General features: G+C 38.7%; 17 protein-coding genes. 9 read left to right on the plus strand and 8 right to left on the minus strand.

What is annotated here, in order from left to right; all coding sequences use genetic code 11:
• Positions 1–10: 10 nt before the first annotated feature.
• Positions 11–181, minus strand: coding sequence for an LPS translocon maturation chaperone LptM (gene lptM, locus AC27H3_RS08130; protein ID WP_101685890.1), 171 nt, complete (start codon positions 179–181; stop codon positions 11–13).
• Positions 182–291: 110 nt separating this feature from the next.
• Here lptM and cyaY point away from each other — a divergent pair, with 110 nt between their 5' ends.
• From cyaY to AC27H3_RS08155, 5 genes are read left to right on the plus strand one after another with little or no spacing between them, the layout of a single operon-like run.
• On the plus strand, positions 292–612 hold the full coding sequence (gene cyaY, locus AC27H3_RS08135) for an iron donor protein CyaY (protein WP_487105205.1): 321 nt from the start codon (positions 292–294) through the stop codon (positions 610–612).
• A 21-nt stretch (positions 613–633) separates the two neighbouring features.
• Positions 634–1,566, plus strand: coding sequence for a hydroxymethylbilane synthase (hemC, locus tag AC27H3_RS08140; RefSeq protein WP_487105207.1), 933 nt, complete (start codon positions 634–636; stop codon positions 1,564–1,566).
• Positions 1,553–2,326, plus strand: a complete 774-nt coding sequence (locus AC27H3_RS08145; protein WP_487105209.1) for a uroporphyrinogen-III synthase — start codon at positions 1,553–1,555, stop codon at positions 2,324–2,326. Before hemC ends, AC27H3_RS08145 begins: the two co-directional genes overlap by 14 nt.
• Before the next feature lie 50 nt (positions 2,327–2,376).
• A complete protein-coding gene (locus AC27H3_RS08150; RefSeq protein ID WP_487105210.1) occupies positions 2,377–3,867 on the plus strand; it encodes a uroporphyrinogen-III C-methyltransferase in 1,491 nt (496 codons plus the stop codon).
• Positions 3,867–5,054 (plus strand): heme biosynthesis HemY N-terminal domain-containing protein, encoded by a 1,188-nt coding sequence (locus tag AC27H3_RS08155; RefSeq protein ID WP_487105212.1) that lies wholly within the window; start codon positions 3,867–3,869, stop codon positions 5,052–5,054. Before AC27H3_RS08150 ends, AC27H3_RS08155 begins: the two co-directional genes overlap by 1 nt.
• Before the next feature lie 52 nt (positions 5,055–5,106).
• On the opposite strand, the gene arfA is transcribed toward AC27H3_RS08155, so the two are convergent.
• The gene (gene arfA, locus AC27H3_RS08160; protein ID WP_085300859.1) at positions 5,107–5,310 is read right to left on the minus strand and encodes an alternative ribosome rescue factor ArfA; all 204 of its coding nucleotides are present in this window, start codon (positions 5,308–5,310) and stop codon (positions 5,107–5,109) included.
• Positions 5,311–5,462: 152 nt separating this feature from the next.
• Between arfA and AC27H3_RS08165 the strand changes: the two genes are divergently transcribed.
• Positions 5,463–6,155 carry a DUF2982 domain-containing protein gene (locus tag AC27H3_RS08165; RefSeq protein WP_487105214.1) on the plus strand — a complete coding sequence of 231 codons (693 nt, stop codon included), beginning with the start codon at positions 5,463–5,465 and terminating at the stop codon, positions 6,153–6,155.
• 37 nt (positions 6,156–6,192) lie between these two features.
• On the opposite strand, the gene AC27H3_RS08170 is transcribed toward AC27H3_RS08165, so the two are convergent.
• The 6 genes from AC27H3_RS08170 to AC27H3_RS08195 form a co-directional block, all read right to left on the minus strand.
• Complete coding sequence (locus tag AC27H3_RS08170) at positions 6,193–6,825, minus strand: TetR/AcrR family transcriptional regulator (protein ID WP_487105216.1); 633 nt, start codon at positions 6,823–6,825, stop codon at positions 6,193–6,195.
• 93 nt (positions 6,826–6,918) lie between these two features.
• Positions 6,919–10,056: an efflux RND transporter permease subunit gene (locus AC27H3_RS08175; protein WP_487105218.1), complete on the minus strand. Its 3,138-nt coding sequence runs from the start codon at positions 10,054–10,056 to the stop codon at positions 6,919–6,921.
• Positions 10,057–10,067: 11 nt separating this feature from the next.
• Entirely contained in the window at positions 10,068–11,243 is a 1,176-nt protein-coding gene (locus AC27H3_RS08180) for an efflux RND transporter periplasmic adaptor subunit (RefSeq protein WP_487105220.1), read from the minus strand.
• Between the two features lie 385 nt (positions 11,244–11,628).
• A complete protein-coding gene (locus tag AC27H3_RS08185; protein WP_085300864.1) occupies positions 11,629–11,865 on the minus strand; it encodes an RNA recognition motif domain-containing protein in 237 nt (78 codons plus the stop codon).
• A 99-nt stretch (positions 11,866–11,964) separates the two neighbouring features.
• Positions 11,965–12,663, minus strand: coding sequence for an exonuclease domain-containing protein (locus tag AC27H3_RS08190; RefSeq protein WP_487105222.1), 699 nt, complete (start codon positions 12,661–12,663; stop codon positions 11,965–11,967).
• 14 nt (positions 12,664–12,677) lie between these two features.
• Positions 12,678–14,525, minus strand: a complete 1,848-nt coding sequence (locus AC27H3_RS08195) for a putative nucleotidyltransferase substrate binding domain-containing protein (RefSeq protein ID WP_487105224.1) — start codon at positions 14,523–14,525, stop codon at positions 12,678–12,680.
• A gap of 313 nt (positions 14,526–14,838) precedes the next feature.
• On the opposite strand from AC27H3_RS08195, the gene AC27H3_RS08200 reads away from it, so the two are divergent.
• The 3 genes from AC27H3_RS08200 (at position 14,839) to AC27H3_RS08210 (ending at position 17,432) form a co-directional block, all read left to right on the plus strand.
• Positions 14,839–15,090: a DUF4212 domain-containing protein gene (locus tag AC27H3_RS08200; RefSeq protein WP_487105226.1), complete on the plus strand. Its 252-nt coding sequence runs from the start codon at positions 14,839–14,841 to the stop codon at positions 15,088–15,090.
• Positions 15,090–16,829, plus strand: coding sequence for a sodium:solute symporter family protein (locus AC27H3_RS08205; RefSeq protein ID WP_085300867.1), 1,740 nt, complete (start codon positions 15,090–15,092; stop codon positions 16,827–16,829). The genes AC27H3_RS08200 and AC27H3_RS08205 overlap by 1 nt, the downstream gene beginning before the upstream one ends.
• Positions 16,830–16,991: 162 nt before the next feature.
• Complete coding sequence (locus AC27H3_RS08210) at positions 16,992–17,432, plus strand: hypothetical protein (protein WP_487105228.1); 441 nt, start codon at positions 16,992–16,994, stop codon at positions 17,430–17,432.
• Positions 17,433–17,516: the final 84 nt, after the last annotated feature.

A 17,516-nucleotide genomic window follows, 5' to 3' on the forward strand; every position in this document is an offset into this window, starting at 1 on the left:
GCCGTTATTCCTAATGCTTTAAATTAGATTTATCGCTATTTTTGTCTGTTTCTTCACTTGTTTTAGGCAAGTTCTCTTGCTGTTGCTCAGGAGTTTGGTATAAAGGACCTTTAATACCACAGCCTGTTATGATTACTAAACTAACCAAGCTGAAGAAAATAATTACAATTTGTTTACGCATAATTGATTTATTCGATTTTTTTCCCATGATAGACGTTTTATAATCCCTTGACCAACAATTACCAAGCAAAGATTAAACAATCTTAATGTACCGGTAGAAAGGAATAGTTAATGAATGATAGTCAATACAATATAGCCGCTGAAAATATTTTACTTGCGGTAGAAGAAGCCATTGAAGATTGCGGTTGCGATATCGATTATGAAGGTGTTGGCGGTATGTTAACGCTGACCTTTAAAAACGCCAGTAAAATCATCATTAACAAACAAGCGCCCTTACATGAAATTTGGGTAGCAACAAAATTTAATGGCCACCATTTTCATTTCGAAAATGAGCAATGGTTAGATAAACGCGGTGGCGATGAGCTATGGCATTTTTTATCTCATGCGGTCAGCAAACAAGCAGAACAAGCCATCGTGCTTACTGCGCAATAAATATTAATTAAGGTAATTGAAATGACACAACACACCGTACGTATTGCCACTCGAAAAAGCGCGTTAGCGTTGTGGCAAGCCGAATATGTGAAAGCGAAACTTGAGCACTTTCATCCAGGTATTAATGTTGAACTGGTTCCCATGACCACAAAAGGTGACATTATTCTTGATACGCCGCTAGCAAAAGTTGGCGGTAAAGGTTTGTTTGTAAAAGAGCTTGAAGTGGCGATGTTAGAGAACCGTGCTGATATTGCGGTGCACTCAATGAAAGATGTACCGGTTGAATTCCCTGAAGGTTTAGGATTAGAAATAATTTGTCCACGTGAAGATCCGCGTGATGCGTTTGTTTCTAACACCATTAAAAGTCTTGCTGATTTACCGCAAGGCGCTATTGTTGGTACTTCAAGCTTACGTCGTCAATGTCAAATTAAAGCACTGCGTCCAGACCTTGATATTCGCGATCTTAGAGGTAACGTTAATACCCGCCTTAAAAAGCTTGATAATGGTGAATACGATGCGATTATTTTAGCGGCAGCAGGCCTAATTCGCTTAGAAATGCCTGAACGTATTCAAGAATATATTGAGCCAGAAGTTATGTTGCCTGCTAATGGCCAGGGCGCTGTCGGTATTGAATGTCGAAATGAAGATACGATAATAAAAGCCTTACTTGCACCGTTAGCATGTGAAAATACACGTGTTAGAGTGGTTGCAGAGCGTGCCATGAACCGAGCGCTTGAAGGTGGTTGTCAGGTGCCAATAGGCAGTTACGCTGTGTTTGAAGAGCAACAGTTATATTTGCGTGGTTTAGTCGGCGCTATCGATGGCAGCGAAATATTAACCAGCGAAGTACGTGGCAATATTGACCAGGCCGCACAATTAGGCAACCAATTAGCTGAAAATCTCTTGGCTAAAGGCGCTGATAAAATTCTTCGTCAGGTATATGAACAATCATAAACTTAATGTATTAATCACGCGCCCGGAAAAAGCAGGGCGCGAGCTACAAACTTGTCTAGAGCAATATGGCTATGGCAGTTATTGCCAGCCATTTTTCGATTATCAAGCCGCCGAAAACCTTGATCAATTACAGACACTGCAAAAACAGTTAGTATCACCTATTGTTATTTTTATTAGCGTAGCAGCGGTTGAGTTTGCGCAAAAATTAATGCCAATATCGTTATGGCCTGCAGAAATCGTTATTGCGGTAGGTAGTGCTACTCAACAAGCGCTAAAAGCGTTAGACATCAACGCATTGGTTCCCGAAAAGCACGACAGTGATGGGGTTTTAGCGCTATTACCTTTGAAAAATGTACAAAATAAAAATGTGCTGATTATACGTGGCGATGGCGGTAGAGAGCTAATAGCTGATGCGTTACGTCAGCGTAGTGCTACTGTGCATTATTTTGAAAGTTATCGACGTGTTTGGCGAAATTACCCACAAAAGATCATCAAAACATGGCATCAGCAACAGATAAATTGTATCTTAATCACTAGTAACGCTTTGCTAGAATTCATAGTAAACTTAATTAAGGGTTCAGACCCATACTGGCAACAACAATGTTTATGGGTCGTTGCGAGCCAAAGAATTGCTGAAAATGCCAAAACTATGGGTATTCAGCGCGTAGTAAATGCTAACGGCGCTAATACCATTGCCATTATACGAACGCTTGCTTGTCAGGTTAGCGAAAGCACAAAAAGTGAAATAGCGCTTAAGTAAGCTATAAAAGTAAAGTATGTAGTAATAACCATGCAAGATAGGATCAGTTCATGAGCGATAAAAAACAACCTAAGCAAACTAAATCTGATGATAAATCTTCAGCTTCAAACAGTAATGTTGAGCAGCAAACAGGTTTATCTGCCACCATTAAGGTTAGTTCAGCGAATGAAGTCGTACCTGAAAATCCTGCTATTATTGCACCTAATGAAAACCAGTCAGAAAAAGCACCCAGTGCAGCAAGCCAAAAGCCAACTGAGCCATCTTCGAAAAAAACTAATGAAAAGAGCGAAGCCCCATTGAAAAATAACGCGACTACCGCATCAAGTAAGCCAACAACGGCTAGCACTAAAAAGCCTATTGATAAAAATGCCACGACTAAAGCGCAGCATAATAAAATTTCTAAAGTTGGTATTATCGCTTTAATAATTGCTTTGCTTGCAATTTTGGCCAGCGCTGGCCACTTTTATTGGAATGAGCAGCAAAAGGCGCAATACAGCCAACAACTCAATGATGTTTTAGAGCGCAAGCTTATTGAAAACCAACAGCAAGTAGCCCAACAGCTTGCAAGTAACAGCCAAAATATTAGTCAGAAAATTAACCAACAGTTTGCTAAAAGTAAATTAAGCAATACTAACGAAATTAACGCATTAGCTGATAAAGTTGCCCAAATAAATCGTATTGAAAATAGTAACCAGACTACGCTTACTCAATTAAAGCAAAAACTGGCTAGCTTAGGACAAAATCAACCCAGTGATTGGCTCTTACAAGAAGCTGAATACCTAATTCGAGTTGCTTCAAGGAGTTTATGGTTAGAAAAAACGCCAAGTACAGCGGTTAGCCTGCTTAAAGATGCTGAATTGCGTATAAAAGAATTAAATGATCCTCAATTTTTAGCATTGCGCCAAACTATTCAACAAGATGTTGCGCAATTACAGCTATTACCTACATTGGCGACCGATGATGTAATTTTAAAGTTAATGGTACTTGAACAACAAATTGCCACATTGCCAATGGCGTTATTTGAAATTCCAGATTTAAATCCAGCTCAGAATTCATTAGCGTTAACCGATAACGCAGCTGACTGGCGTGAAAACCTGGCGAAAACATGGCGTAAGTTTATTGATGAGTTTTTCACTGTTACACGCAGAACCGGCAACATTGAACCATTAATGTCGCCACAGTTTCAGCAAAATTTGCGTGAAAACTTAAGTTTAAAAGTGCAAACGGCTATTTGGGCGGCGAGTAAATCTAAAAACGAGATTTATCTGCAGTCACTTAATGCTACAGAGCGTTGGATTAATGAATATTTTGATCTAACAACAGATGAAAACCAACATTTTCTTCAGACAATAAATACGTTAAAAACAGCCACTATCAAAGTTGATTACCCAAATAAGCTTGCCTCATTACAGGCCATTCGACAAGTGTTGTCGGATAAAGAGTCGTCTTCAGTAGAGACTTTTGATAGCAGTAAGAGCGTTGAAACACCGCCAGCTACGCCAGAGCCAGCAACAAGCTCTGAACTGAGCGAGGAATTATAATGAAACGACTTTTATTATTGCTGATTTTATTTCTTAGTGTCGTTGTTGTAACGCCTATGTTAATTGGAGAAAAAGGCTATATTCTGATTTCTATTGGCGATTCAGCCATTGAAACAACAGTCATTACCGCAATTATAACGCTGGCATTATGCTTTTTTACCTTGGCACTTATCATAAAATTTTTCCGCGGCGGAGTTAACTTTAGCTTTAAAGCTTGGAATAAAATTTCTTTTGCCAGTCGTCGAAAAGCGCTTAAAGACTTTAATAAAGGTATTGCTGCCTATGTGCTAGGTGATTACAAACAAGCTGAGCATTTGTTAGCTAAGTCTGCTGACGGCTCTACCTTTGAGCATATTGCTTACCTTGTTGCCGCTGATGCCGCTCAGAAACAAGCATTAAAGCCCAATACTGATCATTATTTAGGTTTATTAGAAAACACAACGACCAGTATTAAAGAAACGGGCTTAGAAGCGATAATAATTAAAGTTAAATTATTGATGGGACAAAAAAACTATCAACTAGCACGCACGATTATAGATGAACACCACAAGCATATTGGACATGACGCACGATTACTAAAGCTGGAAATAGAATTAAGTTTAATTGAGCAGCGCTTTGATTATGCAATCAAGCAGTTTAACGCGGCTCAAAAAGAAAAATCTATTAGTATCGAGACGATAACCTTATGGCAACAACAAGCTTTTTATGGTGCATTTAATCAGCAAATAAAGCAGCACGACAGCTCGGCATTAGTTGAATATTGGCAACAGCTGCCGAAAAAAATCAAGCAGAATGAAGTTGTAATTATGACTTATTGCCAAGTGTTGGCAGAAAATCAAATCAATGAACCTTTGGAAAAATTATTATTACCGATCATTAAAAAAGGCAACGCGTTAAGCTTATTAAAAGCACTAAGAACATTGCCTATTACTCATGACGATAGTTTGATGGCGGCAGCTCAAAAGCACTTACACAACCAGCCTAATAATGCGCTTTGGTTATCTTTAGTTGCACACTTTGCCGCAGCTTCTAAACAGTGGTCATTAGCCGAAAAAGCCTTCAACAGCTTAGTAAACCTTGAAGAACAGCAATACGATAAAATCGATTTACTGGCTTTTTCACAAGTACTTGAGCATCAAGGGCAGTTAGATAAAGCCAACCAAGTACTGCGAAAAATACACCTTTAATTTAGCTATATAAAACTAAAGCCCTATTTAATAGCGGTTATATTCTTAAGAATTAAACCGCTATTAAATAGGACTCTTGTCCTTTATGTTTTTGCGTTCTTTGATAAGCGCCTTTACCTTTTTTTGCTGTTATAACTTGTTGCTTAAATAACTTAGATGTAACTACAGCGGCTAAAAAGTTATCTTTAATTACCCCTCGGCCTAATTCACAACCCCCTTGGTTTTTGAGTTGTTTTTTTACTTTATTCTTTGTCATTTTATTTACCTTTTATTTACTATTAATTGAGTTGTTCAAACAAATTTCGATAAATTTGTTGCTTAGTAGCGAAAACGCGCTGAGTATATACTAAACAAAAAAATATGCACAAATATTAAATACACAAATTATTTAACTAACAGCAAATGACCATGACAACGACTATTACCACCAGAAAAATTAAAGCTATCGCTCGTCATCATGGTTTGTTTATTACCTTGCTGGGGCTTATTGCGTTAGTTATTGTGCTAGGTTTTTGTTTTAATTATTGGCACCAAGCTAGGTTTGTGCTGATGTTTATGGTGTTAACTTGCTTGGTAACTATTTTTATTGGCTTATTAAAACTTGCAGAGCCTCAACATAGCTTAATATTAGCACCTGAAACGTTAACGTTTTACCATCGTCATGGACGCTGGAAGCTTAAATGGCAACATATTCGAAATATTCATAGTGTTACTAATACCGTTGGCATTGAGCGACAAGAGCTGAGTTACGTTGGGATTAAACTATACTCTGTAGATGCACTTGCGAGTAATATATCGTTACGATTAGCCAATCGAATGATTCACGAACAAAAGCCGCTTATTCACTATTGCATAAAGCAGCAACTTATTACCATGGAGCAAGGGGTATTAAATTTTGAGCCTTATCGGTTAACAACCGGTGAAGTGATTAAAGGGCCTTTGGCAGGTTTCTTGCATCATTGTGAAATATTGCACCAAGCACTTGGCGCGCATTTGTTTATTTCAGCGAGTAGTTTAAATAGCTCAATTGATGATTTTGTGGTCTTATCGAGCCATTATTTACAACATGCGAAACAAGATTATTACTCAGCACCTAAATAAGAAGCCTAAACAAGCTATTTAGCTACTGAGTGAAAATTTACTGTGCTTTTAATTGCGCTTGTTCAAATGGCATAAGTAAGGTTTTCATTGCTGGTCGAAGTGCGATAAGAACCGTTTCTTCAGTAAGTTCTGGGTGTAACACTTTTCGCAGTAGTAACCCTGCCATCACAGAAAAAATAACGTTAATGCGACTTTCAATCTCTTCTTCCGATTGGTTTTTTAACACACTTCTGTCACTAATTAACAATTGCCTCATGCGATTTCTGGCTTTTAAATCAGATTCACGTAAGAGTTTTGCTACTTTGTAATTTCTATTAGCTTCGGCCATCATATCTAAATTTATAACACATGAGCCTGTATCCATATGTCGTGATACACCCATATTTAATCCATCTAAAAGCGCAGTAAGCACATCACTTGGATGATCTTCAAATTGTTGAAAGATAGAAAACATTTCTTCCATATCTTGCTCAATAATACTTTCAATAATCGCTTCTTTACTATCGAAGTAATTATAAATATGTCCAGCACTCATACCGGCAGTTCGTGATATTTCGGCCATGCCTGCACCGTGATAACCTTTACGATGAAAGCATTCAGCGGCAGCACTAAGTACTTGTTCGCGGCGTGCTTTAGCGAGTGCAGGATCTGCGTATTTTTTTGTTTTCATTTAAATTTCCTTTATCGAGCCTATTGGCCCGATAAAAACCATATTTAAGTGCTACTTAAAATAAATTTAAGTAGGTTATTAAAGTGCTTTAGTTTAAAGTGCCGCTTTATCATTGCTGCCATTAGTTGTAGCTGGAAATATTCGACGAACAATAACGAAAAATACGGGTACAAACACCACCACTAAAATTGACGATGCCAGTGTGCCACCAATAATTGAAATACCTAGGGCATTCTGGGCACCTGAACCGGCACTAGATGCAATAGCTAGCGGTAATACACCACAAATAAAGGCCATTGATGTCATTAAAATAGGACGCAAACGAAGTCGAACAGCGGCAATGGCTGCATCAACAAGTTCTAGGCCTTCTTCTTCCATTTGATGAATAGCAAATTCAACAATTAATATCGCATTTTTCGACGCTAAACCTATGGTAGTTAACAAGCCTACTTGTAAGTAAATATCGTTTGATAAGCCGCCACCAAAAGCTGCCATGATGGCACCAAATATACCCAAAGGTACAATCAACATAACGGCAAAGGGTACAGACCAACTTTCATATAGTGCGGCTAAACATAAGAATACAAACAGTAATGAAAGACCGTATAACAGTGGCGCTTGTCCACCGCTTGAGCGTTCTTGAAATGAAATGCCTGTCCACTCAGAAGCAAAACCTTGAGGCAGTTGATTAACCAATCGTTCCATTTCGTCCATGGCTTGACCCGTACTATAACCAGGCGCGGCACTACCTTGAATTTCCATTGAAGCAAATCCATTATATCTTTCTAAACGTGGAGAGCCATAAGACCAATAAGAGCTCGCAAATGCCGAGAAAGGCACCATATCGCCAAGATTATTTCGCACATACCATTTATTAAGATCTTCGGGCACCATACGAGAATCTGCACTACCTTGAAGATATACTTTTTTAACACGGCCACGGTCGATAAAGTCGTTAACGTAACTGCTACCCCAAGCGGTAGAAAGCGTACTATTAATGGTACTTTGTGATACACCAAGGGCTTGTGCTTTGGCTAAATCTATATCAAGTTTTAGCTCTGGCATGTCTTCTTGCCCATTAGGGCGCACACCAGCTAAAATCTTACTTTGGCCTGCCAAGCCCAATAATTGATTTCGTGCATTTAAAAGCGCCTCGTGGCCCATGCCTACACGGTCTTGTAAAAACATATTAAAGCCGTTTGCGGTACCTAATTCAACAATAGCAGGTGGTGGGAAGGCAAAAACAAATGCTTCTTTAATCGTTGAGAAAAATTGCATACCTTTACCTGCAACCGCCCAAACTGACAGGTCGTGGCGTTGTCGTTCATCCCAATGCTTTAAGCTAACAAAACCAATCGCTGAGTTTTGTCCTGAGCCCGCAAAGCTGAAACCAGTAACGGTGAATATACCTTTTACGGCTTCTGATTGTTCATTTAAGTAATGATTTTCTACTTTTTTAACTACCTCTAATGTCTCTTGGGTAGTTGAACCAGCAGGTAACATAACTTGGTTGAATAAAAGCCCCTGATCTTCATCAGGTAAAAAAGCGGTAGGTAAGCTTGAAAAAACATAGACCATGCCGCCAACAATCATGGCATAAATAATTAAATAACGTTTAGAGTGGTTGATCATTCTAGCAACAAAGCTTTGTGCGCCGGCATTCGTTTTATCAAATCCGCGGTTAAAGCCTGAAAAGAACTTACCTATTAAGCTATTGTTATTATGTACATGGCTTGGCTTTAATAACGTTGCACACAATGCAGGCGTTAATATAAGAGCAACTAATACTGAAAGCCCCATGGCTGATACCAGCGTAATAGAGAACTGTCTATAAATAACACCCGTAGAACCACTAAAAAACGCCATTGGAATAAATACTGCAGATAACACCATGGCAATACCTACCAAGGCACCTTTAATTTCATCCATGGACTTTCGAGTTGCATCTAGCGCAGAAAGCTTTTCATCAGTCATTAAACGCTCAACATTCTCTACAACAACAATCGCATCATCAACGAGCAAGCCTATGGCTAATACCATAGCAAACATTGTTAAGGTATTAATTGAATAACCAAAAGCGAATAAAATACCAACGGTACCCAGAAGTACAACCGGTACTGCTATTGTAGGAATAAGTGTCGCACGAAAGTTTTGTAAAAATAGGTACATAACTACAAATACTAAAACAACCGCTTCAATTAGGGTGTGAACGACCTTTTCGATAGACAAAGCCACAAAAGGTGTCGTGTCATAAGGTACAACAGATACTAAGCCTTCAGGAAAAAACGGTTGTAATTCGGCTAATGCTTTTTTAACACCGGCAGCGGTATCAAGCGCATTAGCACCACTGGCTAGCTTAACCCCTAAGCCTGATGCAGGCTTACCATTGAAACGTGCTACTACACCGTAATTTTCACCACCAAGCTCTACCTTAGCAACATCTTCAAGACGTACTACAGAGCCATCGCTATTGGTTTTAACAAAGATGTTTTTAAATTGTTCTGGCGTTTGTAAACGGCTTTGTGCAGTAACAGTGGCATTAAGTTGTTGACCTTCAACAGAGGGCATTCCGCCCAATTGACCGGCAGAAACCTGGGCATTTTGTGCACTTATTGCCGCACTTATGTCGGCAGGGTTTAAATTAAAGTCTTGTAACTTGGCGGGATCTAACCAAATACGCATCGCATATTGTGAACCAAATAGTTGTACTTCACCAACGCCATTAACTCGTGAAACTATGTCTTGTACATTTGAAGAGACATAATCACCAATATCGATATTGCTCATGCTGCCATCTTGAGAGGCAAAGCCAACAACTAATAAAAAGTTACGGGCAGATTTTGCTACCACCACGCCTTGACGTTGTACTTCTTCTGGCAGTAATGGTGTTGCGGTAGCTAATTTATTTTGCACTTGAACTTGGGCAATATCTGGGTCGGTATCAGCACTAAAAGTAAGCGTAAGCGTTGCTGAACCACTGGATTCAGACGTTGACGACATATAAAGTAAGCCATCAAGCCCTTTCATTTTCTGTTCAATAACTTGGGTTACCGAGTCTTCGAGTGTTTTTGCTGACGCTCCTGGGTAGTTAGCTGAAATACTAATAGCAGGTGGCGCAATTGAAGGATATTGTGCAACAGGTAAACCATTAATCGCTAAAACCCCTGCTAGCATGACAACTATAGCAAGTACCCAAGCAAATATAGGTCGGTCGATGAAAAATCGTGACATTGAATACTCCGTTATTGCGCTTTGTTAGTTGTAGAATGTAAAGTCGACTCTGCTTCTTCAGGAGCAACTGCACTGCCAGGTCGAATTTTCTGTAAGCCTTCAATAATTAACTTTTCGCCAGCTTTTATGCCATTGGTAACCAACCAATTTGAGCCAATGGTTCTATCAACTTGTAAAACACGGCTTTCTACTTTGTTATCTTTATTTACCACCATAGCTGTTGGCTCACCTTTAGAATTTCGGCTGACACCACGCTGCGGTACTAAAATAGCATCGCTGACAACACCTTCAACAATAGAGGCGCGAGCGTACATACCTGGAAGTAAAAAGTTTTCTGGATTAGGAAATTGTGCACGTAAGGTTACTGAACCTGTGCTTGGGTCAACTGTTACTTCAGAGAACTGTAAAGTGCCTTTATGCGGGTAAACTGAACCATCTTCCATAGTTAATTCAACGTCTGTTTGGTTTGCAGCATCTACTGTTAAGGCACCTGTTGCTAATGCTTTCTTGAGTCTTGTAAGCTCATTGCTCGATTGTGTTAAATCAACATAAATAGGGTCAAGCTGGGTAACTGTTGCTAATGCAGTACTTTGATTTGCACTAACTAAAGCACCAACGGTGACACTTGATTTACTGATTTGGCCGCTAATAGGCGACGAAACATGACTGTAATCGAGGTTGATTTGCGCTGTTTGAAGTTGCGCTTTGGCGGTAAGCAAAGCAGCTAGTGCTTGTTTATATGCTGCATCTGCTTCATCAAAATCTAACTGGCTAACGGCTTGAATTTTTAATAATTCCTTGAAACGAGTCGCTTTAGATTTACTGCTTGCAATACTCGCTTGCGCACTTGCAACTGCTGCCTCACTTACGGCTAGCTGTGCCTTAAAAGTATCAGGATTAATTTGATAAAGTGACTCGCCTTTTTCTACGCGCTTACCTTCGGTAAATAAGCGAGATTGAACAATACCACTGACTTGAGGACGAATTTCCGCGATTTGAAAGGCATTAATACGCCCAGGTAATTCTTTTTTTAGCGTAAGCGCTTGGCTTTTTAAAGTAATAACACCAACGGGAACGGCTTGAGGACCTGAAGCTTGTGGCTGTCCAGTCGCTTGTTCACAACCTGTTAAAGCAACCATAGCAACAAGGGCTGAAAATAGAGATAAAGCGATACGAGAACGCAACATGTTAAATACCTTTAATTTTAAATATAGAATGTAGAATGAACGATCATTCTAAGCCAATTTTATGTAAGAAGAAATTTAATAAGTGCTTTTTTACAAAACATTACACTTATGAAACAAACATGACACTTTTCATGAAATATTTAGCTTTTTATCATTCATCAGAGTAATTGTGATAAGGCTTGTAGGTATTTACTGGGTTAAATCTAGCGATAAAAAAGGTTAATTTTTATGGTTAAAAACAACCGATTTCTATGCGCTATTTTGAGGTGGTTTTGAAGCATAGCGTATAAGAGTTCATTTATCGTTTTTAGAGGTAAGGACTACAAACCCTTGAGACAAAAAAACCAGCATAATGCTGGTTTTTATTTTCTATCAAAGTGATAAATTATTGTGCGATTTTAACGCGAATTTTATTATTTGAAACTTTGGTTTCATGAAGGTTTTTTAAAGCGTCTTTAGCTTCTTTTTCATTTGGCATTTCAACAAAGCCAAAACCTTTTGATTTTGCGGTTGCTTGGTCCAAAACTAAAGTACATTCAGTTACGTTGCCGTGAGCAGAAAATAAAATACGGAGTTCTTGTTCAGTTGTTGAACGAGAAAGGTTGCGAACTAAAAGTTTCATAATTGACCATAGGTATGTGATTGCAGTGTCAATTATCTCATAGTTTTGCTCAAGACCAAGCTATTTTTGTATTTAGCAAAAATAAGGCGTTAGCTTGAGTTATAAAATCAATTGTTGAAGCGTTAAATCTTCATTTTTTTTACTCGTTTGTGCTAACAGTAACTCAGCGGTAGCAATGGCATCATTTAAGGCATTATGGGCATAGTGACTTGGTAATAGGTACTTTGCGCGCAAAGCTGAAAGCCTTAACTCTGAAGGGTCATAAGCCACATCGCGTTTATCAAGCTTCTTTTTTGCAATAACTAAAGTATCAATCATTGGAAATACCGGCGCCATACCATATAGCTCGATACATGCTTGCTGTAAAAATTGCCGCTCAATACGAGCAAAATGCACTAGCATGACTTTGCCGGCTAGCATTTTAAGTAGCGCAGCAACCACTTCGGCTAAAGGTTTACCTTGATCTTTCTGGTCATCAGTAATTTGATGAATAGTGACATTATCTGCTTTTAAACTCCCTTGAGTTTGAATGATTTGATGATAGCTTGTGCCAATTTTAATTTGTCTTTGATTTAGCTCAACACAACCAACACTGAGTAGCTTGTCTTGAATAGCATCTAAGCCCGTGGTTTCAAAATCTACTGCTAATATCGGTATTTGGTCAACGGGTGTGTAAAGCAAAGGAAAAGGCACGCTAAGAAAGTCATGTAATGGCCCCTTTGGGGCGCGCGCTAACATGCGTTTTCGTTGCGCTTCGTAGCCGATTAGCCAACGCATTAGTGGATGATGGTTTAACATAATAAGTACTGTTTTTAGTAAGTGGATTGGCGACTGTCTTGCATGGTTTTGATCACTTTAAAAGCGTCTTTTAAATGTTCTCGTTCAAGTTTTGAAATATCTTTTGGCGATAAATAATTATTCGGCTCTAGCCCTTGTTGTAATTTATCGGCTTGATTAACCATGCGTAACATACTGAGAAATTCAAATGCATCAACAAGATTTGCTGCCGATGCTGTTGATAATGAAGGTGTGCCTGCTGCTTGCTTTAGTCGTTCTATGGTATTAACAGAAGAAATTCCTTCTGATAAAGCATAAATACGCGCAAGGTCTACTATGGGGGCAATTCCATTATGCTTTAAATCTAGTGTTGCTTTATTTTCGCCATTTTGCTTTAAAACGAAGTCACGAAAAAAGCCCAATGGTGGCCTTAAATTTAAGGCATTACGTGACAAGTGAGCGATAAATAACGTACTGCTCTTAGTGGTTTTTAACATCTTCGATCGCACTTTTTCTAATAATTGGCTGTCGCCATAAACGGTGGTCAAGTCAAAAAAAGTGCTGCAATGCATTAAGGCTTTTGGCTCAGGTGTGTTTATCCAATGAAAAAAATATTGTGACCATTGTTTTTGGGTTTTACACCATTGTGGGTTTGTGGCCATGACATTGCCTGGGCAGTAAATAAACCCGCAAGCGGCTAAGCCATCAGACACAAACGTAGCAAGGTCTTTAAACCAATAGCCATGTTCTGGTTTTAGGTCGTTAGATATGATCAAGGCGTTATCTTGATCTGAGTGCGCAAATTGCTCTTGCCGCGCTTGAGAGCCTGCGGCTAACCATGCATAAGGTACGGGTGGTGGACCTAATAACTTTTCAGCCATTTCTATTAAACGAATAGTAAATGCCATGGTAATAGCGCTAATACTTTTACCTACATGATCAGCAGTAGTGCCTAATTTAGCCATACGAATTTGTAGCTTAGGTATCATGCTACTTATTTCAGTTAGCTCGACTACAGAGGTTGCTTTATGAATAACGCTGGTAATGTTAACGGCATTTTGTCCTTCATTATTCATTAAGTCGGTGACGGTAACCATGCCTTTAAGTTGGTTATTAGCGGTCACGGGTAAGTGATGTATATGCTTTTGTGTCATTTTCATTAATGCATCGTAAGCGGTGCTATTAACATCTATGGTGGTCATATCATCCGTCATAATTGCACTAACAGGTTGTTCTATACTTAGTCCTTGCGCCACACATCGACGACGAATATCTTTATCGGTGACTATGCCTAATGGCTGTTCATTTTCAGTAATTACTAAACAAGAAAAGCCTTGCTCGGTCATCATAATTGCTGCTTGTTGAATCGTTTTATTCGGACTAATCGTTACTACAGGGCTGTGATAAAAATTGTCAATTGGGCTATTCAATAAGGAAGAGTTTACTATTGCTTCTTCATTTACTTGCAACATTTTTTTATTCAGTCTTTGCTCTGAAGTGTGTTGAAAGTAGGTTATTACATCAGGGAACTCTTTAATTAATTGCTGAAAATTATTGTAATTAATTCCATAGAGTAAGGTATCTTCATCCGAGGTAATATTTGGGGTTGTATGCCCATGCTGACTCAAACAAAAAGCCGAACATATCTCCCCTTCACTATACTTTGCTAATAACTTTTCATCTTCGCTAAAGTAACTTAAAGCACCCTTGCGAAGTATGTAGATATTCGCTTCTTCATCGCTTGTGGCTGACAGTGATTGGCCGCGACGAACATAACTAATGCTGATCTCTTTTACTATTTGCTCAATGATATTACTCGGCAATAAGTCCAAAGGAGGAATCGCTTGAATAAATTCACTGATTTCACTTAATGCTGAGTCCATAACAATATCTCAAGTAAATACACTTACTGTATTTAGGGGAATTGTGCGACTTAAGTCAACCGTTAGAATCACGTTCTAGACTAAAGTTTAATATAAGCGCCGAAATAATATTGCTAGTGTGTAACTTAGAGTAGGTTAAGTATTCATTTATCCAATGTTGGTTTTACCAGCGGGTCGAATTAATAGTCAACCTCTCTTAAACAACAGGTAATACCAATTGAAAATCAATTTGGTATATAGCGTATAAAAATCATAAAACGCTGTGCTTATTAAGCTGATTATGTTTGATAAGAATAATTGCTAGGAGAGAATGATGGAAGGTAATGCAACATATTGGACAGAGAATCTGCGCCTAATATTTATATGTCTTGCTATCTGGTTTGTAGTTTCGTTTGGCTTTGGCTTATTGCTTGTAGAGCCATTAAATGAGATTCGATTGGGTGGGTACAAACTAGGTTTCTGGTTTGCACAACAAGGTTCGATTTACACATTTGTCGGTTTAGTTTTTTGGTATACCAAGAAAATGAACGACCTTGATAAAAAATATAACGTGGAGGAATCATAATGGATGAGTTAAAGATTTATACATACATTGCCGTATTTGGTTCTTTCGCTATTTATTTCGGTATAGCTTGGTGGGCACGTGCCGGCTCAACAAGTGATTTTTATGTGGCTGGTGGTGGTGTAACACCTATGCAAAATGGTATGGCTATTGGTGCCGATTGGATGAGTGCTGCGTCATTTATTTCAATGGCCGGTATGATCTCATTCTTAGGTTACGGGGGCTCTGTATTCCTAATGGGTTGGACCGGTGGCTATGTATTATTAGCCATGCTACTTGCACCTTACATGCGCAAACACGGTAAATTTACCGTACCTGAATTTATATATGATCGTTATTATTCAAAAACGGCTCGTATAGTCGCGGTTGTTTGTTTAATTATTGCTTCATTAACTTACATTATCGGTCAAATGAAGGGTGTAGGTGTTGCTTTTTCTCGCTTCTTAGAAGTTGACTACGATTTAGGTCTTTACATCGGTATGTTCGTTGTTTGGGTTTATGCAGTATTAGGTGGTATGAAAGGTATTACTTACACGCAAATTGCTCAGTACTGTGTATTGATTTTTGCTTACACCATTCCAGCCGTGTTTATTTCATTGCAGTTAACGGGTAACCCAATTCCACAATTAGGTTTAGGTTCTACTTTAGCTGACGGTAGTGGTGTTTACTTACTTGATAAGTTAGATATGGTGGTTACAGATTTAGGCTTTAAAGAATACACCACGGATAACATGGGCGGCACAGTAAACATGTTTGCTTATACCTTATCTCTGATGATTGGTACTGCAGGTTTACCGCACGTTATTATGCGCTTCTTCACAGTTCCTTCAGTTAAAGCAGCACGTCAATCAGCCGGTTACGCCTTAGTATTTATTGCTTTGTTATATACCGTTGCTCCTGCAGTTGGCGCTATGGCTCGTTTAAACTTAATGAACACCATTGAACCAGTAGCAGGTCAAAATCTTGAATATGCTGAGCGTCCTCAGTGGTTTAAAGATTGGGAAAATACCGGTCTATTACAATATGAAGAAAAAAATGGCGATGGTAAAATTCAGTACACTGCTGATAAAGAAACCAATGAAATGATTAAAGTTGACCGTGACATTATGGTATTGGCTAACCCTGCAATTGCTAACCTACCTAACTGGGTAATAGCTTTAGTTGCTGCGGGTGGTTTAGCTGCTGCATTGTCTACGGCTGCTGGTTTATTATTAGCCATATCATCCTCAATTTCTCATGATTTAATGAAAGGTATATTAACGCCCGATTTAACAGAGAAGAATGAGTTAATGGCTGGTCGTATTGTAATGACAATATCGGTATTGGTGGCTGGTTGGCTAGGTTTAAATCCGCCTGGCTTTGCCGCTGGTACGGTTGCACTGGCCTTTGGTTTAGCTGCATCGTCAATATTCCCTGCACTAATGATGGGTATATTCGCTAAGAAAATGAGTGGAAAAGCAGCCGTTGCTGGTATGATTTCAGGTATCGGTGTAACTATGCTTTATGTATTCCAACATAAAGGTATTATGTTTATCCCAGGTACTTCATTCTTAGGAGATATGGGTCCTAACTGGTTCTTTGGTATTTCTCCAAATGCCTTCGGTTCAGTTGGTGCGGTTGTTAACTTTGCAGTAGCATTTACTGTGTTGAAATTTACCGGTCCAGCACCAGCTCATATTCAACAATTAGTTGAAAACTTCCGTACGCCACATGGTGGGGTTTCGGCAGCACATGACCATTAATAACAAGTAATGGAATTGTATATTCAATGAATAAAGGCTCCACTTTGGGGCCTTTAATTTTTCTGATTTAAGGAGGACTTAAAGCGAATCGGCTTTGTATTATCGGCACTACTTATAGTGCTACAGCATAACGTTTACAATTGAATATTAAAGAGGATGATCATGAACCGTCATACAAAAGTAGCTTTAATGGTGGCACCGTTTCTTATTTTGGGTGGCTACATAGCGTCAGATTTTTATCTTGAAAATAAAGCGGATCAAGAAAGGGTATTTAATATGGTCCCTTTTGGACATTGTGATGTTATTAATAAAAAATGTATTTTGAAATCAGGTGAATTTGAAGTCAATATATATGATGAAGCAGGAACGACTACGTTAAATTCAACATTTCCGCTCGACAGCGCAACATTCTTTATCGTTGATAACGATAACCAAGTTAATGCATACCCACTAGGTATGATTGACAATGCATATTATTGGAAGAGTCCAACGCCTTTGCGAAACAAAATTTCAGCTAAAAGTGATAAGCAAAAATTACGGGTAATAGCGAATATAAAAGGCGGACAATATATTGCTGAATTTTATACTCAAACTATACAGTAGCCATTAACCTTCGAATGATAAGTTTAATGACAGACGTAAATAAATTAATATAATCATATGTTAAAACACATCGTTTAAGTTATA

It is taken from the genome of Colwellia sp. NW0002-52-1 (assembly GCF_057550865.1).